Origin of the sequence: Streptomyces sp. NPDC090994, assembly GCF_044768905.1 — a bacterium.
GTDB lineage: Bacteria > Actinomycetota > Actinomycetes > Streptomycetales > Streptomycetaceae > Streptomyces.
Window position 1 is genome coordinate 25694 of the sequence record NZ_JBIVWS010000029.1, and the last position, 23375, is coordinate 49068.

A 23375-nucleotide genomic window follows, 5' to 3' on the forward strand; every position below is an offset into this window, starting at 1 on the left:
TGCTCCGCGGTGTGGTCTCGTGCCGGTGGTCGGTGTGCTCGGTGTGCGGTGAGGGTGATGCACCCTCTGACTGTGTGCAACGCCCCGCGGTTGCCACTCGTGAGCCAACCGATACCGAATTCACTCCGGCGTGTGACGTCTGCCGGAGCGGGTGCGGGCTCAGTGCTTGTAGAAGCCCTGCCCGCTCTTGCGTCCGATGTCACCGGCGTCCACCATCCGGCGCATCGACTCCGGCGGGGCGAACTTCTCGTCCTGCGACTCGGTGTAGATGTTGCTCGTGGCGTGCAGCAGGATGTCCACGCCGGTCAGGTCGGCGGTGGCCAGGGGGCCCATGGCGTGGCCGAAGCCCAGCCGGCAGGCGAGGTCGATGTCCTCGGCGGTGGCGACGCCGGACTCGTGGAGCCTGGCCGCCTCGACGACGAGGGCGGAGATGAGCCGGGTGGTCACGAACCCGGCGACGTCCCGGTTGACGACGATGCAGGTCTTGCCCGTCGACTCGGCGAACTCCCGTGCGGTGGCCAGGGTTTCGTCGCTGGTCTTGTAGCCGCGCACCAGCTCGCACAGCCGCATCATCGGCACCGGCGAGAAGAAGTGCGTGCCGACGACGCGCTCCGGCCGGTCCGTCACGGCGGCGATCTTGGTGATCGGGATGGCGGAGGTGTTGGAGGCGAGGATCGCCTCGTCCTTCGCCAGCTTGTCCAGCGCGCGGAAGATCTCGTGCTTGACGTCCAGCTTCTCGAAGACGGCCTCGACGACGACATCCGCGTCGGCGACCGCCTCCAGCTCGGTGGTCGCGGTGATCCGGGCGAGGGCGGCGTCGGCGTCGTGCGCCTCCAGCTTCCCCTTGGCGACGAACTTGTCGTACGACGCCTTGATGGAGTCGGTGCCGCGCCGCAGCGCCTCGTCGGCGACGTCGCGCAGGACGACGTCCCAGCCCGCCTGGGCGGAGACCTGGGCGATACCGGACCCCATGAGGCCGGCTCCGATGACGGCGAGCTTCCGTGCCACTGTGCGACTCCCCTGGATACGGGTCTTTGTGTGTCTCCGGCGGACATTAGCGGGCGGGAGGGGCCCTGTGACCGGTAAGTAACGCGCGTCACGTCTCACATGACGGACATCACACCGGGGTGGGTCACCCGGCGCCCCGTACGGCGTAGTTGAGCACCTTCTCGCTCAACAGCTCCTCCATCTCGTCGAGGAGCAGCAGCATCTCGCGGGAGACCGCGGCGGGGGTGCCGCCGGCCAGCATGCGCTGTCCGACGGCGGCCATCAGGGTGCCGTGCAGCCAGTTGATCTGACCGGCCATCAGGGACGGGAGCGGGTCGTCGTCCGGGGCGCCGGTCTCCTCGCGCAACTCCCGCTCCAGGGTGTGCAGGACCTCCTGGCCGATCGCCCACAGCCGCGATCGCAGCGCGGGCGAGTCCTCGATGACCCGCATGAACTCGGCGTACCCGGCCATCAGGCCGATGCGCGGCGAGACCGACTCGACCTCCTCGCGCAGCTCGCGCAGGACGGCGGCGGCGGCCGACTCACCGGCGCGCCGGCCGCGCACCCAGCGCGCGAGCCGGTCGATCACGCCCTGGGAGCGGTCGAGGAAGAGGTCCTCCTTGGCGGGGAAGTAGTTGTACACGGTGTTGACGGAGACATCGGCGGCCCGCGCCACCTCCGCGACCGTGACGGCGTCGAAGCCGCGCGCCAGGAACAGACCCGTGGCGACATCGGAGATGTACTGCCTGGTCTGCCGCTTCTTCCGTTCCCTGAGTCCCTCGGCCACGCCCCCATTCTAGCTTCGCTGGTGCCGTTGAAAATTTGTAGTCATTGCAAAATTGGGCAGCCTCTGTTTTTCTGTGGGGCATGGCAATCATCAGTACGGCCGGACTGGCCCGTACCTTCCGCACCAAACAGGGCCCCGTCGAGGCCGTGCGCGGCATCGACCTGGCCGTCCGCGAAGGGGAGATCCTCGGCTTCCTCGGCCCCAACGGCGCCGGCAAGACCACCACCCTGCGGATGCTGACCACGCTGCTGGCCCCGACCGGCGGCGCGGCCACCGTCGCCGGGCACGACCTGGCCGGCGACCCGGCCGGGGTCCGCGCGGCCTGCGGTTACGTGGCCCAGTCCGGCGGCGTCGACCCGCAGATCTCGGTCCGCGAGGAGCTGGTCACCCAGGGCCGCTTCTACCGCCTGCCCAAGGCGCGGGCGGCCGAGCGGGCCCGGGAACTCGCCCACGACCTGGACCTGACCGGTCTGCTGGACCGCAAGTGCGGTGCGCTCTCCGGCGGCCAGCGCAGGCGCCTGGACATCGCGATGGCGCTCACCCACCGCCCGAAGGTGCTCTTCCTCGACGAGCCCACCACCGGCCTCGACCCCGGCAGCCGGGCCGGCCTGTGGGAGCTGGTGCGGCGCCTGCGCGACGAGCACGGCACCACCGTCTTCCTGACCACCCACTACCTCGACGAGGCCGACGCCCTCGCCGACCGCCTGGTCATCGTCGACCGGGGCGTGGTCGCCGCCGAGGGCACCCCGGGCGCGCTGAAGCGGGAGTACGGGGGCTCGCCGGACGCCTCGCTCCAGGACACCTTCCTCGCCGTCACCGGCCGCGGCCCCGCCGCCCCCTCCGACCCCGCCCCCGTGGCCGTATAGGGCCCGAGCCTCGCAAGGACCGCTCATGCTTGTGCACGACACCGCTCTCGTCTACGGCCGCTACGCCCGGCAGTCGCTGCGTTCCCGTTTCGCGCTGCTCTTCGGTGTGCTGATGCCGCTGCTGTACCTGCTGTTCTTCGGCCCGCTGCTGACCGGCCTGCCGCTGGGCGGGCGGGGCAGTTCCTGGCAGGTGCTGGTCCCCGGGCTGCTGCTGCAACTCGCGCTCTTCGGCGCCTCGTTCGCCGGGTTCATGGTGGTCCTGGAGAAGAACGCGGGTGTGATCGACCGGATGCGGGTCACGCCGGTGAGCCGGCTGGCGCTGCTGCTGGGCCGGGTGCTGCGGGACGCCACCGTCTTCGTCTTCCAGGCGGTGCTGCTGGTGCTGGCCGCGCTGGTGATGGGGCTGCGGGCCCCGCTGCCCGGCGTACTGATCGGCTTCGCGTTCGTCGGGCTGCTCACGGTCGCGCTGGCGTCCCTGTCGTACGCGCTGGCGATGAGGGTGCGGACCCCGCAGGAGTTCGGGCCGGTGGTCAACGCGCTGACCATGCCGTCGATGCTGCTGTCCGGTCTGATGCTGCCGATGGCACTGGGCCCGGTCTGGCTGGACGTGCTGTCCCGCCTGATGCCGCTGCGCTATCTGGTGGACGCCCTGCGGGACGCCTACGTCGGCTCCTACGCCACCGCGCCCATGCTCTGCGGCACTCTGGTCGCCGTCGCCTTCGCCGCGCTGTCCGTGGCGGCGGGCACGCGTGTCTTCCGCGCGGACGCCGCGTAACTACGCTGGGCGCATGGTCAACCTGACGCGCATCTACACCAGGACCGGCGACCGGGGCACCACCGCCCTCGGGGACATGAGCCGCGTGCCCAAGACCGACCTCAGGATCGCCGCGTACGCCGACGCCAACGAGGCCAACGCGGTGCTCGGCACGGCGATCGCGCTCGGGGCGCTGGAGGAGGAGGTCGTCAAGGTCCTCGTACGGGTCCAGAACGACCTGTTCGACGTGGGCGCGGACCTTTCGACACCGGTGGTCGAGGAGCCGGAGTACCCGCCGCTCAGGGTGGAGCAGTTCTACGTCGACCGGCTGGAGGCGGACTGCGACCGCTTCCTCGCCGAGCTGGAGAAGCTGCGCTCCTTCATCCTGCCCGGCGGCACGCCCGGCGCGGCCCTGCTGCACCAGGCGTGCACGGTGGTCCGGCGGGCCGAGCGCTCGACGTGGGCCGCGCTGGAGGCGCACGGCGAGACGATGAACCCGCTCACCGCCACCTACCTCAACCGCCTCTCCGACCTCCTGTTCATCCTGGCGCGGTACGCCAACAAGGAGGTCGGGGACGTGCTGTGGGTGCCGGGCGGGGAGCGGTAGTCAGCGGCCGGCCCGTTCCTTCTCCAGGGCCGTGCCCGCGGGCGCCTTCTTCGGCCAGATCGCGTAGCTCAGCGCGATCAGGCCGTGGATGCCGGCCACCCGCCAGGCCGTGTACTGCCAGCTCTCCAGGGAGGTGGTGCGGGACGGGTCGCCGACGTACCACATGGCGAGCTGGAGCAGGCCGGTGGCGACGGCCGCGGCGACCAGCGTGCCGAGCCACACCTTGCCCTCGTGCGCGGCGCGGGCCATGCCGTAGCGCGGGGGCCGCGGCAGCGGGCGGCCGTCGAAGCGGTGGGCCGCGTGGCCGTCGAGCCACTTCACCGTGCGGTGGCCGTGGCCGACGGTGTAGCCGATGTACAGCGCGGCCAGTCCGTGGGTCCAGTTCGGGTCGGCGCCGTTCTTCAGGTCGAGCGCGGTGACGACCAGCAGCACGACCTCCAGGAGCGGCTCGCACAGCAGCAGGGCGAGGCCGGTGCGCTCCATCCGCAGCAGGTAGCGGGTGGCCAGCCCGGCCGCCAGCAGTACCCAGAAGCCGATCTCGCAGATGATGATCAAAGTGACGATCATGGTGGGTTCCTCTCGGTCACCCTTCCAGGCTTCCGCGCCCGGCGGCCCGGGGCGTCGTCGCCGGTGACGAACCTCCGGTACATCGAAAGATGCAGCCCGGGAACGTCCGCGGGGAGCAGGCGGGGGCCGCGCCCGCCGTGTTGGATGGGTGCCATGGCCGTACGACTCCCCCGCCCGCACCGCTTCGACGTGTACGTCGCGGCCGGCGGCCTGCTCGGCGGGGTGCTGCTGTGGGCCATCGGGCTGGGCGTGCGGCCGGCCGGCGACCCGATCGTGCTGTTCGACGGGCGCTGGCCGCTGCTGCTCCCGCTCGTCGTCACCGCGGGCTGCGAGCTGCTGCGCCGGGCCGCGCCGCGCACCGCCGTCCTGATCGGCACGGGCGCCCTGGTGCTGGACACGATGACCCAGGGCAGCCTGATCACGCTGCTGATGTACACCGACCTCGGCTACGCCGTCGTCCTGTACGGCAGCCCGGCCACCGCCCGCCGCGTCCCGTGGATCGCGGGGCTGCTGACGGTGGCGGCCACGGTCGTGCCGTTCGCGGTGTGGCGGGTGCCCGAGGCGCTGCTGATCGGGGTGGCGGTCGGGGTCGTCACCTTCGCCCCCGCCTCCACCGGCCTGATCGTGCGCAGCCACCGGGAGGCCGCCGACGCCGCCCGGCTGCGCGCCGAACAGACCGCGCTGCTGGCGGAGATGGACCGGGTCCAGGCGGTGTCCGCGGAACGCGCGCGGATGGCCCGGGAGTTGCACGACATGGTCGCCAACCACCTGTCCGCCATCGCCATCCACTCCACCGCCGCGCTCTCCCTGGACGACCCGGCCACCACCCGGCAGGCGCTCGGCGTGATCCGGGAGAACAGCGTCGAGGGCCTCTCGGAGATGCGGCGGCTGATCGGCATCCTGCGGGACACCGGCGGCGACACCGAGCCGTCCGCCGCCCCGACCCTGGACGGCCTCGGCGCCCTGGTGGACGGGGCCCGCGCCAACGGCCTGGACGTCACCCTCGACGCGGAGCACGGCACGGACCTGCCCGCGCCGGTCGAGCTGGCGGCGTACCGGATCGTGCAGGAGTCGCTGACCAACGCGCTCAAGCACGCGGCGAAGGGCGGCCCGGTGCGCGTGACGCTCACCCGTGCCGACGGCGCCCTGCACGTCCGGGTGACCAGCCCTTACGGCGACCCGGGCGCCCCGCGCGCCCCCGGCTCCGGTGCCGGGCTGGTCGGCATGCGGGAGCGGGCCGCGCTGCTGGGCGGCACGTTCGACGCCGGCCCCGACGGCGCGCTGTGGACCGTACGCGCCGTCCTTCCCCTCGATCAGGGAGCATCCTCATGAGCCGTCCCATCAGGGTCCTGGTCGCGGAAGACCAGTCCGCCGTGCGCGCCGGCCTGGTGCTCATCCTGGGCAGCGCCCCCGACATCGAGGTGGCCGGCGAGGCCGCGGACGGCGAGCGGGCGGTGGCCCTCGCCCGTGAGCTGCGGCCGGACGTGGTCCTGATGGACGTGCAGATGCCGCGGCTCGACGGGGTGGCGGCGACCCGCCAGGTGGTCGCCGAGGGGCTGGCCGACGTCCTGGTGCTGACCACCTTCGACCTGGACGAGTACGTGTTCGGGGCGCTGCGCGCGGGCGCCGCCGGGTTCCTGCTGAAGAACACGGAGGCGGCGGACCTGATCTCCGCCGTGCGCACGGTGGCCGCCGGCGAGGGCGTCGTCGCCCCGGCGGTCACCCGGCGGCTGATCGCGGAGTTCGCCGCGACGCCGGTCCGCGGGAGCGGGGCCGATCCGGCGGTCCTCGACCAGCTGACCCGGCGCGAGCGCGAGGTGCTGTCCTGCCTCGGCGAGGGGCTGTCCAACGCGGCGATCGCGGACCGCCTCGACATGGCCGAGGCGACGGTGAAGACGCACGTCAGCCGGTTGCTGGCGAAGCTGGGGCTGCGCAGCAGGGTGCAAGCGGCGGTGCTGGCGCAGGAGTTGGGGGTGTAGCACCGCCCGTCGGCAGCCGGGCCGAGCAGTGGTCCAGACCTATTGACCTATGGTCCAGACCTTTCTATTCTCGCGGCACTGCGGGCCTGTCGGTCAGGCATGCCCACGACATCCCCCATACAAGGGAGGCGCACGTGCGCTTCAGACACAGAGCCGCGGCCCTGCTCGCGACCCTCGCACTCCCCCTCACCGGACTCGTCGCCCTCGCCGCCCCCGCCCAGGCGGCCACCGCCGCGACCGCCACCTACACCAAGGCCTCGGACTGGGGCACCGGCTTCGAGGGCAAGTGGACGGTGAAGAACACCGGCACCACCTCCCTCAGCTCCTGGACCGTCGAGTGGGACTTCCCCTCCGGCACCTCCGTCACCTCCGCCTGGGACGCCGACGTCACCTCCTCCGGCACCCACTGGACCGCCAAGAACAAGTCCTGGAACGGCACCCTCGCCCCCGGCGCCTCGGTCTCCTTCGGCTTCAACGGCACCGGCACCGGCTCCCCCACCGCCTGCAAGCTCAACGGCGGCTCCTGCGACGGCACCTCCGTCCCGGGCGACGCCGCCCCCTCCGCCCCCGGCACCCCCACCGCCTCGGACGTCACCGACACCTCGGTGAAACTGTCCTGGTCGGCGGCGACCGACGACAAGGGGATCAAGAACTACGACGTCCTGCGCGACGGCGCTAAAGTCGCCACGGTGACGGGCACCTCCTACAGCGACACCGGCCTGACCAAGGGCACCGCCTACTCGTACAGCGTCCAGGCCCGCGACACCACCGACCAGACCGGCCCGGCCAGCGGCTCGGTCAAGGTCACCACCACCGGCGGCTCCACCGACCCGGGCACCCCGGCCGGCAAGGTCAACCTCGGCTACTTCACCGAGTGGGGCGTCTACGGCCGCAACTACCACGTCAAGAACCTGGTGACCTCCGGCTCCGCCGAGAAGATCACCCACATCAACTACGCGTTCGGCAACGTCAAGAACGGCCAGTGCACGGTCGACGACACCTTCGCCGCGTACGAGAAGTCCTACACCGCCGACCAGTCCGTCAGCGGCACCGCCGACACCTGGGACCAGCCGCTGCGCGGCAACTTCAACCAGCTGCGCCAGCTGAAGGCGAAGTACCCGCACATCAAGATCCTGTACTCCTTCGGCGGCTGGACCTACTCCGGCGGCTTCGGGCAGGCCGCGCAGAACCCGGCCGCGTTCGCCGCGTCCTGCAAGGCCGTCGTGGAGGACCCGCGCTGGGCCGATGTCTTCGACGGCATCGACATCGACTGGGAGTACCCGAACGCCTGCGGCCTGACCTGCGACACCTCGGGCGCCGCGGCCTTCAAGAACCTCACCGGGGCGCTGCGCTCGGAGTTCGGTGACGACTACCTGATCACCGCCGCGATCACCGGCGACGGCTCCTCCGGCGGCAAGCTGGACGCGGCCGACTACGGCGGCGCCGCGCAGTACCTCGACTGGTACAACGTGATGACCTACGACTACTTCGGCGCCTGGGCCACCACCGGCCCGACCGCCCCGCACTCCCCGCTGACCTCGTACTCCGGCATCCCGACCGCCGGCTTCAACAGCGCGGACGCGATCGCCAAGCTCAAGGCCAAGGGCGTCCCGGCGGCCAAGCTGCTGCTCGGCATCGGCTTCTACGGCCGCGGCTGGACCGGCGTCACCCAGTCCGCCCCCGGCGGCACGGCGACGGGCGCGGCCCCCGGCACCTACGAGGCCGGCATCGAGGACTACAAGGTCCTGAAGAACTCCTGCCCGGCCACCGGCACCGTCGCCGGCACGGCGTACGCGCACTGCGGCACCCAGTGGTGGTCCTACGACACCCCGTCGACGATCGCCGGGAAGATGACCTGGGCCAAGAACCAGGGGCTGGGCGGCGCGTTCTTCTGGGAGTTCAGCGGCGACACCAGCAACGGCGAACTGGTGAGCGCGATCAGCAGCGGACTCCAGTAGAAGACCTACTAAGCGACGTTGACGCGCTGACCGGGCGGGGCTGCCTCCAGCCACGCGAGGAATCCGGTCAGCGCGTCTTCGCTCATCGCCAGTTCCAGCCGTGTCCCCCGGTGCATACACGCGAGGACCACGGCGTCGGAGAGCAGGGCCAGCTCCTCCTCCCCGTCGGGCAGGCGGCGGCCGGCCACCTCGATCGAGCCGCGTTCCAGGACGCGGCGCGGACGGGGGGAGTACGAGAAGACGCGGTACCACTCGACGCGGTCACCGTTGTAGCGGCAGACGCCGTAGGCCCAGCCCTTGCCGTTGCCGTCACCCGCTTCGGGGGCGTCCCAGCGCAGGGAGCAGTCGAAGGTGCCGCCCGAGCGCTGGATCAGCCGGCGGCGCAGGCCGAAGACGAAGAGTCCCACCACCACGACGGCGATGACGATTCCGCACACAGTCAGAGCGAGGACCACCGGCACCGACCTCCTCGTCTTCTAGGTAACGGAACGTAAAAAACATCCACATCTGCCTCAGCCGCGGCCGGGTCCGGATCGCTCCGGTCCCAGCCGCGGCTGAGTCACGTCATAGCACGGCGCCCAGGTTCAGCGCGCCGACGCCGCCCGCAGTCGGACATCCGCGCGGCGCTCGGCGGAGGCGTCGCCCTCCGCCTTGGCGCGCTCCAGTTCCCGCTCCGCGCGCTGGACGTCGATCTCGTCCGACAGCTCGGCGATCTCGGCCAGCAGCGACAGCTTGTCGTCGGCGAACGAGATGAAACCGCCGTGCACCGCCGCGACGACGGTCCCGCCGTCACTCGTACGGATGGTCACCGGGCCCGATTCCAGCACACCGAGCAGCGGCTGGTGACCGGGCATGACGCCGATGTCGCCGGACGTGGTGCGCGCGACGACCAGGGTGGCCTCGCCGGACCAGACCTCTCGGTCGGCCGCGACCAGCGCGACGTGCAGCTCAGCAGCCAAGGGTGGCTCCTCGGGTCACCACCCGGCGGGTGTGCCGGGTGTTGGTTACAAGTCTAAGGGGCGTGAGTGAGGGGGCGGGACGCGCCCGCCCCCTCGCTCGTTCGGTCACGCGGCAGCGGGGGTCAGGAGACGCCCAGCTCCTTCGCGTTCTTCTTCAGGTCCTCGATACCGCCGCACATGAAGAACGCCTGCTCGGGGAAGTGGTCGTACTCACCGTCGCAGATCGCGTTGAACGCGGCGATCGACTCGTCCAGCGGCACGTCGGAGCCGTCCACGCCGGTGAACTGCTTGGCGACGTGGGTGTTCTGGGACAGGAAGCGCTCCACGCGGCGGGCACGCTGGACGACCAGCTTGTCCTCCTCGCCGAGCTCGTCGATACCGAGGATCGCGATGATGTCCTGGAGGTCCTTGTACTTCTGCAGGATCCCCTTGACGCGCATCGCGCACTGGTAGTGGTCCTGCGCGATGTAGCGCGGGTCCAGGATGCGGGACGTGGAGTCCAGCGGGTCCACGGCCGGGTAGATGCCCTTCTCCGAGATCGGACGGGAGAGCACCGTCGTCGCGTCGAGGTGGGCGAAGGTGGTGGCCGGGGCCGGGTCGGTCAGGTCGTCCGCGGGGACGTAGATCGCCTGCATCGAGGTGATCGAGTGACCGCGGGTCGAGGTGATGCGCTCCTGGAGGAGACCCATCTCGTCGGCCAGGTTCGGCTGGTAGCCCACCGCGGAGGGCATGCGGCCGAGCAGGGTCGAGACCTCGGAGCCGGCCTGCGTGAAGCGGAAGATGTTGTCGATGAAGAACAGCACGTCCTGCTTCTGGACGTCACGGAAGTACTCGGCCATGGTCAGGCCGGCCAGCGCGACGCGTAGACGGGTGCCCGGCGGCTCGTCCATCTGACCGAAGACCAGCGCGGTCTTGTCGATGACGCCCGACTCGCTCATCTCGTCGATGAGGTCGTTGCCCTCACGGGTGCGCTCACCGACACCGGCGAACACGGAGACACCGTCGTGGTTGTTGGCGACGCGGTAGATCATCTCCTGGATGAGCACCGTCTTGCCGACGCCGGCGCCGCCGAACAGACCGATCTTGCCGCCCTTGACGTACGGGGTCAGCAGGTCGATGACCTTGACGCCGGTCTCGAACATCTCGGTCTTCGACTCGAGCTCGTCGAAGTTGGGGGCCTTGCGGTGGATGGACCAGCGCTCGCCCGTGTACTTCTCGTCGGTGTTCAGCACCTCACCGAGGGTGTTGAACACCTTGCCCTTGGTGAAGTCGCCGACCGGGACGCTGATGCCCGTGCCCGTGTCGGTGACCGGGGCCTGGCGGACCAGGCCGTCGGTGGGCTGCATGGAGATGGTGCGGACCAGGCCGTCACCCAGGTGCTGGGCGACCTCCAGGGTCAGCGTCTTCTTCTCGCCGGCGTTCGCCGGGTCGGCGATCTCGACGTGGAGGGCGTTGTAGATCTCCGGCATCGCGTCGACGGGGAACTCCACGTCGACGACCGGGCCGATGACCCGGGCGACGCGGCCCGTGGCAACGGCCGTCTCAACAGTGGTCGTCATTACTTGTCACTCCCCGCGGTCGCGTCGGCCAGGGCGCTGGCGCCACCGACGATCTCGCTGATTTCCTGGGTGATTTCGGCCTGGCGGGCCGCGTTGGCAAGTCGGGAGAGCGTGTTGATCAGCTCGCCCGCGTTGTCGGTTGCCGACTTCATCGCGCGCCGCGTGGCGGCGTGCTTGGAAGCGGCCGACTGGAGCAGCGCGTTGTAGATACGGCTCTCGACGTACCGCGGCAGCAGGGCGTCGAGGACGTCCTCGGCCGACGGCTCGAAGTCGTACAGCGGAAGGATCTCGTCCTTCGCGTTCGGCTTCTCGGCCACCTCGTCGAGGCGCAGCGGCAGCAGCTGGCTGCCGACCGCCGTCTGCGTCATCATCGAGACGAACTCCGTGTAGACGATGTGGAGTTCGTCCACACCGCCGTCCGCGGTGTCCTTCTCGATGGCCTCGATCAGCGGTGCCGCGACCTTCTTGGCGTCCGCGTACGACGGCTCGTCGGTGAAGCCGGTGAACGACTCCGCGACGGCGCGCTCACGGAAGTTGTAGTGGGCGACACCCCGGCGGCCGACGATGTAGACGACGACCTCCTTGCCTTCGCGCTCCAGCCGCTCGGTGAGCTGCTCCGCCTGCTTGATGGCGTTGGAGTTGAAGGCACCGGCCAGCCCGCGGTCGCTCGTCAGCAGCAGCACCGCGGAACGGGTGACCGTCTCGGCCTGGGTGGTCAGCGGGTGCTTGGTGTTCGAACCCGTACCGACCGCCGTGACCGCGCGCGTCAGCTCGGTCGCGTACGGCGTGGAGGCCGCCACCTTGCGCTGCGCCTTGACGACGCGCGAGGCGGCGATCATTTCCATCGCCTTCGTGATCTTCTTGGTCGCGGTGACGGATCGGATGCGACGCTTGTAGACCCGGAGCTGGGCTCCCATGAGTCAGGTCCCTTCCTTACGTCACTTGGCGGAGGCGGCCGGAGCGTCCTCGCCGAGCAGCTTGCCGTCCGAGGTCTCGAACTGCTTCTTGAACGCCGCGACGGCGTCGCCGACGGCCTGCAGGGTGTCGTCCGACATCTTGCCGCCCTCGCGGATGGAGGTCATGAGGCCCTGCTCCTTGCGGTGCAGGTACTCCAGGAGCTCCTTCTCGAAGCGGCGGATGTCGGCGACCGGCACGTCGTCCATGCGGCCGGTGGTGCCGGCCCAGACGGAGACGACCTGGTCCTCGGTGGACATCGGCTCGTACTGGTTCTGCTTGAGCAGCTCGACCATGCGCTGGCCGCGCTCCAGCTGCGCCTTGGACGCGGCGTCCAGGTCGGAACCGAAGGCTGCGAACGCCTCCAGCTCACGGAACTGGGCGAGGTCCACGCGCAGTCGGCCGGAGACCTGCTTCATCGCCTTGTGCTGCGCGGAACCACCGACTCGGGAGACGGAGATACCGACGTTCAGCGCGGGGCGCTGACCGGCGTTGAAGAGGTCCGACTCCAGGAAGCACTGGCCGTCGGTGATGGAGATGACGTTGGTCGGGATGAACGCCGAGACGTCGTTGGCCTTGGTCTCGACGATCGGCAGACCGGTCATCGACCCGGCGCCCATGTCGTCGGAGAGCTTGGCGCAGCGCTCCAGCAGACGGGAGTGCAGGTAGAAGACGTCACCCGGGTAGGCCTCGCGGCCCGGCGGGCGGCGCAGCAGCAGGGAGACGGCGCGGTAGGCGTCGGCCTGCTTCGACAGGTCGTCGAAGATGATCAGGACGTGCTTGCCCTCGTACATCCACTGCTGGCCGATGGCCGAGCCGGTGTACGGCGCGAGGTACTTGAAGCCGGCCGGGTCGGAGGCCGGGGCGGCGACGATGGTCGTGTACTCCAGCGCGCCGTTCTCCTCCAGCGCGCGGCGGACCGACGCGATGGTGGAGCCCTTCTGGCCGATGGCGACGTAGATGCAGCGGACCTGCTTCTTCGGGTCGCCCGAGCGCCAGTTGTCGCGCTGGTTGATGATCGTGTCGACGGCCAGGGCGGTCTTGCCGGTCTGGCGGTCGCCGATGATCAGCTGACGCTGGCCGCGGCCGACCGGCGTCATGGCGTCGACGGCCTTGTAGCCGGTCTCCATCGGCTCGTGCACCGACTTGCGCTGCATGACCGTGGGGGCCTGCAGTTCGAGGGCGCGGCGACCGGACGTCTCGATCTCGCCGAGGCCGTCGATCGGGTTGCCGAGGGGGTCGACCACGCGGCCGAGGTAGCCCTCGCCGACCGCGACGGAGAGGACCTCTCCGGTGCGGGTGACCGGCTGGCCCTCCTCGATGCCGCTGAACTCACCGAGGACGATGGCACCGATCTCGCGCTCTTCGAGGTTGAGCGCGAGGCCGAGGGTGCCGTCCTCGAACTTCAGCAGTTCGTTGGCCATGGCCGAGGGAAGACCCTCGACCCTCGCGATGCCGTCGCCGGCAAGGGTGACCGTACCGACCTCCTCGCGCGAGGCCGCGTCCGGCTTGTACGACTGGACGAAGGTCTCCAGTGCGTCCCGGATCTCCTCCGGCCGGATCGTGAGCTCCGCCATCTGGGTTCCCTGCTCTCCTTGTTGGGCCCGAAGTTTCACTTTGGGGGGATGGGGACTCCCCCCCGAAAGAGGTGAATCCTCTGCACGGCCCAACCGGGCCGTAGGTACACGTACGTACTGCTCGTACTGCTGGTACTGCTATGAAGTTGCTGTTCAGCCCGCCAGGCGGCGGCCGGCCTCGGCGAGGCGGTCCGCGATGGAGCCGTTGATGATCTCGTCACCGACCTGCACCTGGATCCCGCCGACGACCCCGGGGTCCACGTCGAGGTTGAGGTGCATCGGGCGGCCGTAGAGCTTCGCGAGGGCGGCGCCGAGGCGCTGCTTCTGCGGGTCGCTCAGCGGGACCGCCGAGGTGACGACGGCGACCATGCGGTTGCGGCGTTCGGCGGCGAGCTTGGACAGGGACTCGAGGCCCGTCTCCAGGCTACGTCCTCGCGCCGCGGTCACAAGGCGCGTGACCAGCCGTTCCGTGACCGGCTTGGCCCGGCCCCCGAGCAGGCTGCGCAGCAGCGCGGCCTTGGCCGGGGTGGTGGCCTTGCGGTCGGTCAGCGCGGCCCGCAGCTCCGTGCTGGAGGAGACGATCCGGCCGAACCTGAACAGCTCGTCCTCGACGTCGTCGAGGGTGCCGTTCTTCTCCGCGGCGGTGAGGTCGGCGGTGTCCGCCAGTTCCTCCAGGGCGTCCACCAGGTCGCGCGACTGCGACCAGCGGGAGCGCACCAGGCCGGACACCAGGTCGGCGGCGGTGCCGCTGACCTGGGTGCCGAGGAGGCGCTGGACGAGCTGGGCCTTGGCCTCGCCGGTCTGCGCCGGGTCGGTGAGGACCCGGCGCAGGCCCACCTCGCGGTGGAGCAGCGCGGTGACGGACGCCAGCTCGTCGGCGAGCGAGCCGGCGTCCACGGACGTGGAGTCCGTCAGCGCGTCGAGACGCTCGCGTGCGGCGGCCAGGGCCTCGCGGCTCGCTCCGTTCATCGGGTCGCCTCTGCCTTCTCCTCGAGGTCATCGAGGAAGCGGTCGATGACGCGGCTCTGGCGGGCGTGGTCCTCCAGGGACTCACCGACCAGCTTGCCGGCCAGCTCCGTGGCGAGCTTGCCGACGTCCTGGCGCAGCGCGGACGCGGCGGCCTTGCGGTCGGCCTCGATCTGGGCGTGACCGGCGGCGATGATCTCCTCACGCTGCCGCTGGCCTTCCGCGCGCATCTCGGCGATGAGCGTGGCGCCCTGCTCCTGCGCCTCCTGGCGCAGGCGCGCGGCCTCGTGCCGGGCCTCGGCGAGCTGGGCCTTGTACTGCTCGAGGACGCTCTGGGCCTCGGTCTGCGCGGCCTCGGCCTTCTCGATACCGCCCTCGATGGCCTCACGACGCTCGTCCAGAACCTTGTTGATGTTCGGGAGGAGCTTCTTGGCGAGGAAGCCGAAGACGATGACGAAGGCGATCAGGCCGATGACGAGCTCCGGCCACGGCGGGATGAGGGGGTTCTCCTTCTCACCCTCAGCCGCCAGGAAAACCAGGGCGGGGTTCACATCAGTGCCTTTCGTCGAAAGAGTCGGTCGTCAGGCCGTCTTAGTAGACGAACGGCATGACGAGACCGATCAGGGCGAGCGCCTCACAGAAGGCGAAACCCAGGATCTGGTTGGCGCGGATCAGGCCGGCCGCCTCGGGCTGACGGGCGAGGGCCTGGGTGCCGTTACCGAAGATGATGCCGACGCCGACGCCGGGGCCGATGGCGGCCAGGCCGTAACCAACGGAGCTGAGCGAACCTTCGACAGCGGCAAGGGTGTTGGACATGCCAGTTCTTCCTTTTCTTTACGGACCGGTGGGGGTTGGCCACCGGACGGCTGGGGCGAGCCGGGACGCTCAGTGGTGCTCGGCGAGCGCGCCCTGGATGTAGGAGCAGGTCAGCAGGACGAAGACGTAGGCCTGGACTGCCTGGATGAAGAGCTCGAAGGCGGTCATGACGATGGTCATGACGAACGAGACACCGGAGTAGGCGATGCCGATGCCGTTCAGCATGTACCAGGTCGCGATCGTGAACAGCACCAGCAGGGTGTGGCCGGCGAACATGTTCGCGAAGAGACGCACGGCGTGGGTGAACGGGCGGACGATCAGGTTCGAGAAGAACTCGATCGTCATGGCCAGCGGGAGCACCGCGCCGAGGGACTTGTCGTAACCGGTGACGTTCTTGAAGAAGCCGACGAAGCCGTGCCTCTTGAAGGTGAGCGAGACCCACAGGATGTAGACGATCGCGGCCAGGACCATCGGGTAGGCGATGATCGAGGTGACCGGGAACTGGGCGACCGGGATGACCGACCAGAGGTTCATCATCCAGACGAAGAAGAACAGCGAGACGATCAGCGGGACGTACTTCTCGCCCTCCCGCTTGCCGATGGTCTCGTAGACCACGCCGCGGCGGATGAAGTCGTAGCCGGCCTCGGCGACCATCTGGAGCTTGCCCGGGACGACCTTCGGGCGGGCGAAGGCGGCCCAGAAGAACCCGACGATGATGACCGAACCGAGCAACGCCAGCAGCATCGGCTTGTTGAAGTAGAAGCCGCCGCCGTCCGCGTCGCCCATGAGCGGCTCGAACAGGAACGAGTGCAGGCCCGGAGAGACTGTGTCGAAGCCACACCCGTCGAAGAGGTGGCAGTCGGTCTCGAAGGCGAGCACCTGCGTCGGGTCAGCACTCACCGCGGGCTCCTTCATCGTGGCGCATGGGTACGGCAACCTCGTTGTGTCGGCGCGGCGCGGGGCCGCGGTTCGGCACGGGACTGGTGTTACGGATGTGGGGGCGGCTGTGGGGCATCTCGCCTCGCGAATGAGCAGGCGTCAGCTGAGATGCCCGCGCCCGCGATGCCGCAGTTGGCACCGGACGATAGCAGGACTTCACGTGCCTCTTTATCCCGGCCCTACCCCTCACGACGTATGCCCCGTCTTCTGGTGCTTGTCGTCCGTCGAATCCGGTTCGACGTAGAGGATCTTGGCCTTCATGTGCGCGCGGGTCTGGGTCGCGATCCACACGAGGGTGCCGACAACCAACGTGATCGCGAAAGACCGGGGGTTGAACAGCGACGTGTTCTTGAACGCGGCGAGGAAGATGAACAACAGCAGGATCTGTGCCGCGTAGAGCATCAGGCCCATCGCCTGGAAAAGGTGCGGAAGCGATTTGGCAGTGCGCTGCAGGACATACAGACCGATCCCCATGAAGAGGATGACCACCAGCGTCGCGACGAGCGCCCCGACCGCTCCCTTGCCACCGGCGACCACACCACTGACGACGGCGGCGATGGCGCCGACGGCAGCTGTGGGCACAGCGGCCTGGAGCAGGATCCGGACGTCATTGGACGGCATGGCGGCAACTCCGCTTTTTCACAGGGGGCAGGGTGTCGTCATGGACGAGCGTAGTCCCGGGCTGAGTGGGGTCCTCACGGCCGAGGAACCGTCGCACTGCGGCCCTTCGGCTCTATCCGGGAGTTCTCGTGAACCGTATCACAAACTATTTGATGAGGTCTTTACCTGAGCGTGTGCTTGCTGTCACACATGAGGGTGACAGTGCGCGTTTGTGCAAACACAGCGTCGAGTTGTCTGGTAATGGGGAACTTTGCTCCCCCACGAGTTGGCAATGCTCTAGTCAGATTCTTACCTTGGCAGCCGCGAACGGGGGCCGACGGCTGTTGCGCCATTGACGCCCGGGGCTCCGGAGACACCCGCCGGCACCCGGTCGTCGGAAGCGTCGCGGTCGTCGCCGTCCGCGTCGGGCACGTCCTGTCCAGGCGCCGCCGCGGCGGCCGGAGCGCCCACCGCCCGCCTCCGGTAGCGCGGTGGCACGATGCGCTGCGCCCACAGCGGGGCGCGCGGCGTGAACCGCGGCAGCAGGAGCAGCCCGAGGCCGACCGCGCTGAGGAAGACCACGCCCAGCACGATCCACATCGACGCCGAGTTGACCGAGTAGGCCAGGGCGCCGAAGGCGATGAGCGCCGACCAGAAGTACATGATGAGGACGGCCCGGCTGTGCGAGTGCCCGACCTCCAGGAGCCGGTGGTGCAGGTGCCCCCGGTCGGCGGCGAACGGCGACTGGCCGCGCCAGGTGCGCCGCACGATGGCCAGGATCAGGTCGGCGGCCGGGATGGCGATGATGGTCAGCGGCATCAGCAGCGGGATGTAGACCGGCACCATCTGGTGCACGGTGTTGCGCTCGGACCCGGAGAACAGCTTCATCGCGTCCGGGTCGACCTGCCCGGTCACCGAGATCGCGCCGGCCGCCAGCACCAGGCCGATCAGCATCGAGCCGGAGTCGCCCATGAAGATCCGGGCGGGATGCATGTTGTGCGGCAGGAAGCCCACGCACATGCCCATCAGGATCGCCGCGAACAGCGAGGCGGGGGCGGCGGCCTCGATGCCGTACGAGTACCAGATCCGGTAGGCGTACATGAAGAACGCCGCCGCCGCGATGCACACCATGCCGGCGGCCAGACCGTCGAGGCCGTCCACGAAGTTGACCGCGTTGATGGTGATGACGACCAGGGCGACGGTGAGCAGGGTGCCCTGCCACTGGGTCAGCGCCACGTTGCCCACGCCCGGGATGGGCAGCCACAGGATCGTCAGACCCTGCACCACCATCACACCGGCGGCGATCATCTGGGCGCCCAGCTTGATCAGGGCGTCGATCTCGAACTTGTCGTCCAGGACGCCGATCAGCCAGATCACCGCCGCGCCCGACAGCAGCGCCCGCGGCTCGTTGGACGTCTCGAAGACCTCGTTGAGGTTGGTGAGGTGGTCGGCGACCAGCATGCCCGCGCACAGGCCGAAGAACATGGCGATACCGCCGAGCCGCGGTGTGGGTTCCCGGTGCACGTCCCGGGCCCGGATCTCCGGCATCGCCCCGGCCACGATCGCGAACTTCCGTACCGGCCCTGTGAGCAGATACGTCACCGCGGCCGTGATGCAGAGCGTCAGGAGGTATTCACGCACGGGCTTCCCCACAGGTCTCGCTGGCCATTCCAGGCCCACACCCTAGCGATGCGCGCATACGGGTGAGGACTTCCGGGTAGCGACGATGGTTGCACGGGTGGCTGTGCACCTGTGGGCGCCTACCCCTCTTCTTCACGGATACGGCGGAAACGCGGCGGCCAGCTCGCGCACCTCCTCGCGGGCCCGGACGGCCCGCGTCCCGCCCGTGAGCACCCCGGCCAGCAGCCCGGCGACGGTCCGCATCTCGCCCTCCCGCATGCCCTGCGTGGTGAGCGCCGCGGTGCCCAGCCGCAGGCCACGGGCGTCGGCGGCCAGGACGGGCGCCGCCGAGCCGTGCGGGAGCGCGCAGCAGTCCAGGACCATCCCGGCCGCCGCCAGCCGGGACCGGGCGGTGCGCCCGTCGACGCCGAGCGGGGCCGGGTCGGCGGTCACCATGTGGGTGTCCGTGCCGCCGGTGATCACCGCCAGGCCCTCGGCGGCCAGCCGGCCGGCGAGCACCCGGGCGTTGGCGACGACCTGACGGGCGTAGGCCGCGAAGGCCGGTGTCGCCGCCTCGCCGAAGGCGACCGCCTTGGCCGCGATGGTGTGCATCTGCGCACCGCCCTGGGTGAACGGGAAGACGGCCCGGTCCACCCGCTCGGCCAGTTCGCTCCCGCACAGCAGCATGCCGCCGCGCGGTCCGCGCAGCACCTTGTGGGTGGTGGCGCAGACGATGTCGGCGTACGGCACCGGGCTGGGCGCCACTCCCCCGGCGACCAGCCCGATCGGGTGCGCGGCGTCCGCGACGAGGTAGGCGCCCACCTCGTCGGCGACCTCGCGGAAGGCGGCCCAGTCGAGGTGGCGGGGGTAGGAGATCGAGCCGCACACGATGGCCTTGGGCCGGTGGGCGCGGGCCAGGGCGCGCACCTGGTCGTGGTCGACGAGGCCGGTCTCCGCGTCCACGCCGTAGCCGACGAAGTCGAACCAGCGGCCGGAGAAGTTGGCGGGCGACCCGTGGGTGAGGTGGCCGCCGTGCGGCAGGCCGAGGGCGAGGACGGTGTCCCCGGGGCGCAGCAGCGCCGCGTAGGCGGCCAGGACCGCCGAGGAGCCGGAGTGGGCCTGCACATTGGCGTGCGCGGCGCCGAACAGGGCCGTGGCCCGCTCGACGGCGAGCCGCTCGGCGAGGTCGACCAGTTCGCAGCCGCCGTGGTGCCGGGCGCCCGGGTAGCCCTCGGCGTACTTGTTGGCGAGCGGGGAGCCGAGCGCGGCCAGCACGGCCGGCGAGGTGAAGTTCTCGGCGGCGGTGAGCTGGAGGGTGGTCTCCTGCCGCCGGCGCTCGGCGAGCAGGATCTCGGCCAGCTCGGGGTCCTGCCGGCCGAGGGCGTCGGTCGCACTGTACGGGGGGTGGGTGACCGACATGGCGCGCTCCGGACGTGCTGCGAGGTGTCTGGCTCAGTCCACAGTAGGCCCGGTGCGTCCGGTGCGCGCGGTCGTCAGGTGCGGGCGGGTACGCCGGTGAGGGCGGTGACCACCGGGTCGAGCGCCTGGTGTATCTCGTCCCCGATCGACCGGAAGAACGGCAGGGGCGCCCCGTACGGGTCGTAGACCTCGTCCGCCTCGGCGGTCGGGGCCAGCAGCCATCCGCGCAGCGCCGCGGCGGCCCGGACCAGGGCGCGGGCGCGGGTGACCAGGCCCTCCTCCAGCGAGGGCAGGGTGGCCGGGTCGATGGCGTTCACCAGGCGGGTGAACTCCTTCAGGGTGAAGGTGCGCAGGCCCGCGGAGTGGCCCATGGAGATGACCTGGGCGCGGTGGTCGCGGGTCGCGGTGAGCACCAGGTCGGCGCGGATGACGTGCTCGTCGAGCAGCTCGCGGCCGGTGAAGCCGGTGGCGTCCGCGCCGAAGTCGGCCAGCACGGTCTCCGCGTTGGCCTCCATCGGGGCGCCCTCGTGCCCCCAGGTGCCCGCGCTCTCCACGACGAGCCCGCCGCCCAGGATGCCGAGCCGCTCCGTCACGAAGTGCCGGGTCAGCCGCTCGGTGATGGGCGAGCGGCACACGTTGCCGGTGCTGACGTGGAGGATGCGGAAGCTGTCGCGCGGCAGGCCGACGAAGGTGGTCGTCTGCTCGTTGATACCGCCTATGCCACGCCCCGCCTCAGGGGCCGTCAATTCGCCACCTCGAGGTCGGGTACGACCTTCCTCAGTTCCTCCGCCGACAGCGCGCCGGCCCGCAGCAGCACCGGGACCTCGCGGGTGACGTCGACGATGGAGGACGGGACGTTGCCCGGGGTGGGGCCGCCGTCCAGGTAGACGGAGACGGAGTCGCCGAGCATCTGCTGGGCGGCGTCGCAGTCCTCCGGCGCCGGGTGGCCGGTGAGGTTTGCGGAGGAGACGGCCATCGGTCCGAACTCGGTGAGCAGCTCGATGGCGACCGGGTGCAGCGGCATGCGCACGGCGACGGTGCCCCGGGTGTCGCCGAGGTCCCACTGGAGGGACGGCTGGTGCTTGGCGACCAGGGTGAGGGCGCCCGGCCAGAAGGCGTCGACCAGTTCCCAGGCCAGCTCGGAGAAGTCGGTGACCAGGCCGTGCAGGGTGTTCGGGGAGCCGATGAGGACGGGGCTGGGCATGTTGCGGCCCCGGCCCTTGGCCTCCAGCAGGTCGCCGACGGCCTCCGAGGAGAAGGCGTCGGCGCCGATGCCGTACACGGTGTCCGTCGGCAGCACCACCAGCTCGCCACGGCGGACCGCGGACGCGGCCTCACGCAGACCCGTCACGCGGTCGGTCGCGTCATTGGTGTCGTATCGCCGTGCCATGTCTAGCGGTCCTCCTCGTACACGTACTGCGAGATAGAAGTGTCAGGACGGGTCACGGCAGCGCCTTGCGGGCGGTCGCGAACCGGGGCCGGTTGTTGAGGTCGGGGTGGTCGGCCGCGTCGGCCCAGCCCCGCTCCTCGGTGAAGATCCAGGGCACCTGGCCGCCCTGGGTGTCGGCGTGCTCGACGACGACCACGCCGCCGGGCCGCAGCAGCCGGTGCGCGGTGCGCTCCAGGCCGCGGATCAGGTCGAGGCCGTCCTCGCCGGAGAACAGCGCCAGCTCGGGATCGTGGTCGCGGGCCTCGGGGGCGACGTACTCCCACTCGGTGAGCGGGATGTACGGCGGGTTGGAGACCACCAGGTCGACCTGGCCGTCGAGGTCCGGGAAGGCGGTCAGGGCGTCGCCCTGGCGCAGGTCGACCCTGGACCCCTCCATGTTCTTCCGCGTCCACTTCAGGGCGTCCTCGCTCAGCTCCACGGCGTGCACGCGCGAGCGCGGCACCTCCTGGGCGAGGGCGAGCGCGATGGCGCCGGAGCCGGTGCACAGGTCGACGATGCAGGGCTCGACGACGTCCATGGCGCGTACGGCGTCTATGGCCCAGCCGACGACGGACTCGGTCTCCGGACGGGGCACGAACACCCCGGGGCCGACCTGGAGCTCCAGGTACCGGAAGTAGGCGCGTCCGGTGATGTGCTGGAGCGGCTCACGGGCCTCGCGGCGGGCGATGACCTCCCAGTACCGGGCGTCGAAGTCCGCGTCCTTGACGGTGTGCAGCTCGCTCCGCTTGACGCCGTGCAGATACGCGGCGAGCTCCTCCGCGTCGGTGCGCGGCGAGGGCACGCCGGCGTCGGCCAGCCGCATGGTGGCCTGGGCCACCTCCGCGAGCAGCAGGTTCACGCTGGTCCTCCGAGGCTGAGCTGGGTCCGGTGCTGGTTCAGGCGGCCGCGAGCTTGGCGGCCGAGTCCGCGTCGACGCACGCCTGGATCACCGCGTCGAGGTCGCCGTCCAGGACCTGGTCCAGGTTGTACGCCTTGAAGCCGACGCGGTGGTCGGAGATGCGGTTCTCCGGGAAGTTGTACGTACGGATCTTCTCGGAGCGGTCGACGGTGCGGACCTGGCTGCGGCGGGCGTCGGCGGCCTCCTTCTCCGCCTCCTCCTGCGCCGCGGCGAGCAGCCTGGAGCGCAGGATACGCATCGCCTGCTCCTTGTTCTGCAGCTGGCTCTTCTCGTTCTGGCAGGAGGCGACGACGCCGGTGGGCAGGTGCGTGATGCGCACCGCGGAGTCGGTCGTGTTGACGGACTGCCCGCCGGGCCCGGAGGAGCGGTAGACGTCGATGCGCAGGTCGTTCGGGTTGATCTCGACGTCGATCTCCTCGGCCTCGGGGGTCACGAGGACACCGGCGGCGGAGGTGTGGATGCGGCCCTGCGACTCGGTGGCCGGCACGCGCTGCACGCGGTGCACGCCGCCCTCGTACTTCAGCCGCGCCCAGACGCCCTGCCCGGGCTCGGTGGCGCCCTGGCCGCCCTTGGTCTTCACGGCGACCTGGACGTCCTTGTAGCCGCCCAGCTCGGACTCGGTGGAGTCGATGATCTCGGTCTTCCAGCCGACCCGCTCGGCGTACCGCAGGTACATGCGCAGCAGGTCGCCCGCGAAGAGGGCCGACTCGTCGCCGCCGGCGCCCGCCTTGATCTCCAGGATGACGTCCTTGTCGTCGCTGGGGTCGCGCGGGACGAGCAGCAGCCGCAGCTTCTCGGTCAGCTCCTCGCGCTGCTTCTCCAGCTCCTTGACCTCGGCGGCGAAGTCGGGGTCGTCGGCGACGAACTCGCGCGCGGTCTCGATGTCGTCGCCGGTCTGCTTCCAGGAGCGGAACGTGGCGACGATCGGGGTCAGCTCGGCGTACCGCTTGTTCAGCTTGCGCGCGTTGGCCTGGTCGGAGTGGACCGACGGGTCGGCGAGCTTCTTCTCCAGGTCGGCGTGCTCGGCGACGAGTTCCTCGACGGCCTCGAACATCTTGGGCTCCTGCTACTGCGAGGGCTACTGCGGGAAGGGGGGCGAAGGCGGGCGACCAA

The 23375-nt window shown here is 70.3% G+C and carries 25 protein-coding genes; 6 read left to right on the forward strand and 19 right to left on the reverse strand.

The window, feature by feature from the left end:
• Window positions 1-159 precede the first annotated feature (159 nt).
• Both ACIQR3_RS34340 and ACIQR3_RS34345 read right to left on the reverse strand, forming a co-directional pair.
• Window positions 160-1008 (reverse strand): 3-hydroxyacyl-CoA dehydrogenase family protein, encoded by an 849-nt coding sequence (locus ACIQR3_RS34340; RefSeq protein ID WP_403544969.1) that lies wholly within the window; start codon window positions 1006-1008, stop codon window positions 160-162.
• A gap of 124 nt (window positions 1009-1132) precedes the next feature.
• Window positions 1133-1774 (reverse strand): TetR/AcrR family transcriptional regulator, encoded by a 642-nt coding sequence (locus tag ACIQR3_RS34345; protein WP_403544971.1) that lies wholly within the window; start codon window positions 1772-1774, stop codon window positions 1133-1135.
• An 80-nt stretch (window positions 1775-1854) separates the two neighbouring features.
• Here ACIQR3_RS34345 and ACIQR3_RS34350 point away from each other — a divergent pair, with 80 nt between their 5' ends.
• The 3 genes from ACIQR3_RS34350 to ACIQR3_RS34360 are packed head-to-tail and all read left to right on the forward strand — an operon-like array spanning window position 1855 to window position 4001.
• Window positions 1855-2640 (forward strand): ABC transporter ATP-binding protein, encoded by a 786-nt coding sequence (locus ACIQR3_RS34350; protein WP_403544973.1) that lies wholly within the window; start codon window positions 1855-1857, stop codon window positions 2638-2640.
• Between the two features lie 25 nt (window positions 2641-2665).
• The gene (locus ACIQR3_RS34355; protein WP_403544974.1) at window positions 2666-3415 is read left to right on the forward strand and encodes an ABC transporter permease; all 750 of its coding nucleotides are present in this window, start codon (window positions 2666-2668) and stop codon (window positions 3413-3415) included.
• 13 nt (window positions 3416-3428) lie between these two features.
• Window positions 3429-4001, forward strand: coding sequence for a cob(I)yrinic acid a,c-diamide adenosyltransferase (locus ACIQR3_RS34360; RefSeq protein ID WP_215165692.1), 573 nt, complete (start codon window positions 3429-3431; stop codon window positions 3999-4001).
• On the opposite strand, the gene ACIQR3_RS34365 is transcribed toward ACIQR3_RS34360, so the two are convergent.
• Entirely contained in the window at window positions 4002-4568 is a 567-nt protein-coding gene (locus tag ACIQR3_RS34365; protein ID WP_215165691.1) for a hypothetical protein, read from the reverse strand. It abuts the gene before it with no gap.
• A gap of 153 nt (window positions 4569-4721) precedes the next feature.
• On the opposite strand from ACIQR3_RS34365, the gene ACIQR3_RS34370 reads away from it, so the two are divergent.
• From ACIQR3_RS34370 to ACIQR3_RS34380, 3 genes are all read left to right on the forward strand, one after another.
• The gene (locus ACIQR3_RS34370; RefSeq protein ID WP_403544976.1) at window positions 4722-5900 is read left to right on the forward strand and encodes a sensor histidine kinase; all 1179 of its coding nucleotides are present in this window, start codon (window positions 4722-4724) and stop codon (window positions 5898-5900) included.
• Window positions 5897-6547: a response regulator gene (locus ACIQR3_RS34375; protein ID WP_403544977.1), complete on the forward strand. Its 651-nt coding sequence runs from the start codon at window positions 5897-5899 to the stop codon at window positions 6545-6547. Before ACIQR3_RS34370 ends, ACIQR3_RS34375 begins: the two co-directional genes overlap by 4 nt.
• A gap of 134 nt (window positions 6548-6681) precedes the next feature.
• A complete protein-coding gene (locus tag ACIQR3_RS34380) occupies window positions 6682-8505 on the forward strand; it encodes a glycosyl hydrolase family 18 protein (protein ID WP_403544979.1) in 1824 nt (607 codons plus the stop codon).
• An 8-nt stretch (window positions 8506-8513) separates the two neighbouring features.
• On the opposite strand, the gene ACIQR3_RS34385 is transcribed toward ACIQR3_RS34380, so the two are convergent.
• From ACIQR3_RS34385 to prfA, 16 genes are all read right to left on the reverse strand, one after another.
• Window positions 8514-8960, reverse strand: coding sequence for a DUF2550 domain-containing protein (locus ACIQR3_RS34385; protein WP_403544981.1), 447 nt, complete (start codon window positions 8958-8960; stop codon window positions 8514-8516).
• A 129-nt stretch (window positions 8961-9089) separates the two neighbouring features.
• A complete protein-coding gene (locus ACIQR3_RS34390; RefSeq protein ID WP_189414930.1) occupies window positions 9090-9464 on the reverse strand; it encodes a F0F1 ATP synthase subunit epsilon in 375 nt (124 codons plus the stop codon).
• Window positions 9465-9586: 122 nt separating this feature from the next.
• Window positions 9587-11023: a F0F1 ATP synthase subunit beta gene (atpD, locus tag ACIQR3_RS34395; RefSeq protein ID WP_215165686.1), complete on the reverse strand. Its 1437-nt coding sequence runs from the start codon at window positions 11021-11023 to the stop codon at window positions 9587-9589.
• Window positions 11023-11940 carry a F0F1 ATP synthase subunit gamma gene (locus ACIQR3_RS34400; protein ID WP_215165685.1) on the reverse strand — a complete coding sequence of 306 codons (918 nt, stop codon included), beginning with the start codon at window positions 11938-11940 and terminating at the stop codon, window positions 11023-11025. Before ACIQR3_RS34400 ends, atpD begins: the two co-directional genes overlap by 1 nt.
• Window positions 11941-11961: 21 nt before the next feature.
• Window positions 11962-13554, reverse strand: coding sequence for a F0F1 ATP synthase subunit alpha (atpA, locus tag ACIQR3_RS34405; RefSeq protein WP_215165683.1), 1593 nt, complete (start codon window positions 13552-13554; stop codon window positions 11962-11964).
• A 153-nt stretch (window positions 13555-13707) separates the two neighbouring features.
• On the reverse strand, window positions 13708-14523 hold the full coding sequence (locus ACIQR3_RS34410; protein WP_403544983.1) for a F0F1 ATP synthase subunit delta: 816 nt from the start codon (window positions 14521-14523) through the stop codon (window positions 13708-13710).
• Entirely contained in the window at window positions 14520-15071 is a 552-nt protein-coding gene (locus ACIQR3_RS34415; protein ID WP_215165680.1) for a F0F1 ATP synthase subunit B, read from the reverse strand. The genes ACIQR3_RS34410 and ACIQR3_RS34415 overlap by 4 nt, the downstream gene beginning before the upstream one ends.
• Window positions 15072-15111: 40 nt before the next feature.
• A complete protein-coding gene (gene atpE, locus ACIQR3_RS34420) occupies window positions 15112-15336 on the reverse strand; it encodes an ATP synthase F0 subunit C (RefSeq protein ID WP_215165679.1) in 225 nt (74 codons plus the stop codon).
• A gap of 69 nt (window positions 15337-15405) precedes the next feature.
• Window positions 15406-16251 (reverse strand): F0F1 ATP synthase subunit A, encoded by an 846-nt coding sequence (atpB, locus tag ACIQR3_RS34425; RefSeq protein WP_215165678.1) that lies wholly within the window; start codon window positions 16249-16251, stop codon window positions 15406-15408.
• Between the two features lie 210 nt (window positions 16252-16461).
• Window positions 16462-16896: a hypothetical protein gene (locus ACIQR3_RS34430; protein ID WP_403544986.1), complete on the reverse strand. Its 435-nt coding sequence runs from the start codon at window positions 16894-16896 to the stop codon at window positions 16462-16464.
• 288 nt (window positions 16897-17184) lie between these two features.
• On the reverse strand, window positions 17185-18516 hold the full coding sequence (locus ACIQR3_RS34435; protein ID WP_403544988.1) for an MraY family glycosyltransferase: 1332 nt from the start codon (window positions 18514-18516) through the stop codon (window positions 17185-17187).
• Between the two features lie 132 nt (window positions 18517-18648).
• Window positions 18649-19914, reverse strand: a complete 1266-nt coding sequence (gene glyA, locus ACIQR3_RS34440; protein ID WP_403544990.1) for a serine hydroxymethyltransferase — start codon at window positions 19912-19914, stop codon at window positions 18649-18651.
• Window positions 19915-19988: 74 nt separating this feature from the next.
• Complete coding sequence (locus ACIQR3_RS34445; RefSeq protein WP_215165673.1) at window positions 19989-20660, reverse strand: protein-tyrosine-phosphatase; 672 nt, start codon at window positions 20658-20660, stop codon at window positions 19989-19991.
• Window positions 20657-21304 carry an L-threonylcarbamoyladenylate synthase gene (locus ACIQR3_RS34450; protein WP_403544992.1) on the reverse strand — a complete coding sequence of 216 codons (648 nt, stop codon included), beginning with the start codon at window positions 21302-21304 and terminating at the stop codon, window positions 20657-20659. Before ACIQR3_RS34450 ends, ACIQR3_RS34445 begins: the two co-directional genes overlap by 4 nt.
• Before the next feature lie 52 nt (window positions 21305-21356).
• A complete protein-coding gene (prmC, locus tag ACIQR3_RS34455; protein WP_403544994.1) occupies window positions 21357-22202 on the reverse strand; it encodes a peptide chain release factor N(5)-glutamine methyltransferase in 846 nt (281 codons plus the stop codon).
• 37 nt (window positions 22203-22239) lie between these two features.
• Window positions 22240-23316, reverse strand: coding sequence for a peptide chain release factor 1 (prfA, locus tag ACIQR3_RS34460; RefSeq protein ID WP_403544995.1), 1077 nt, complete (start codon window positions 23314-23316; stop codon window positions 22240-22242).
• Window positions 23317-23375: the final 59 nt, after the last annotated feature.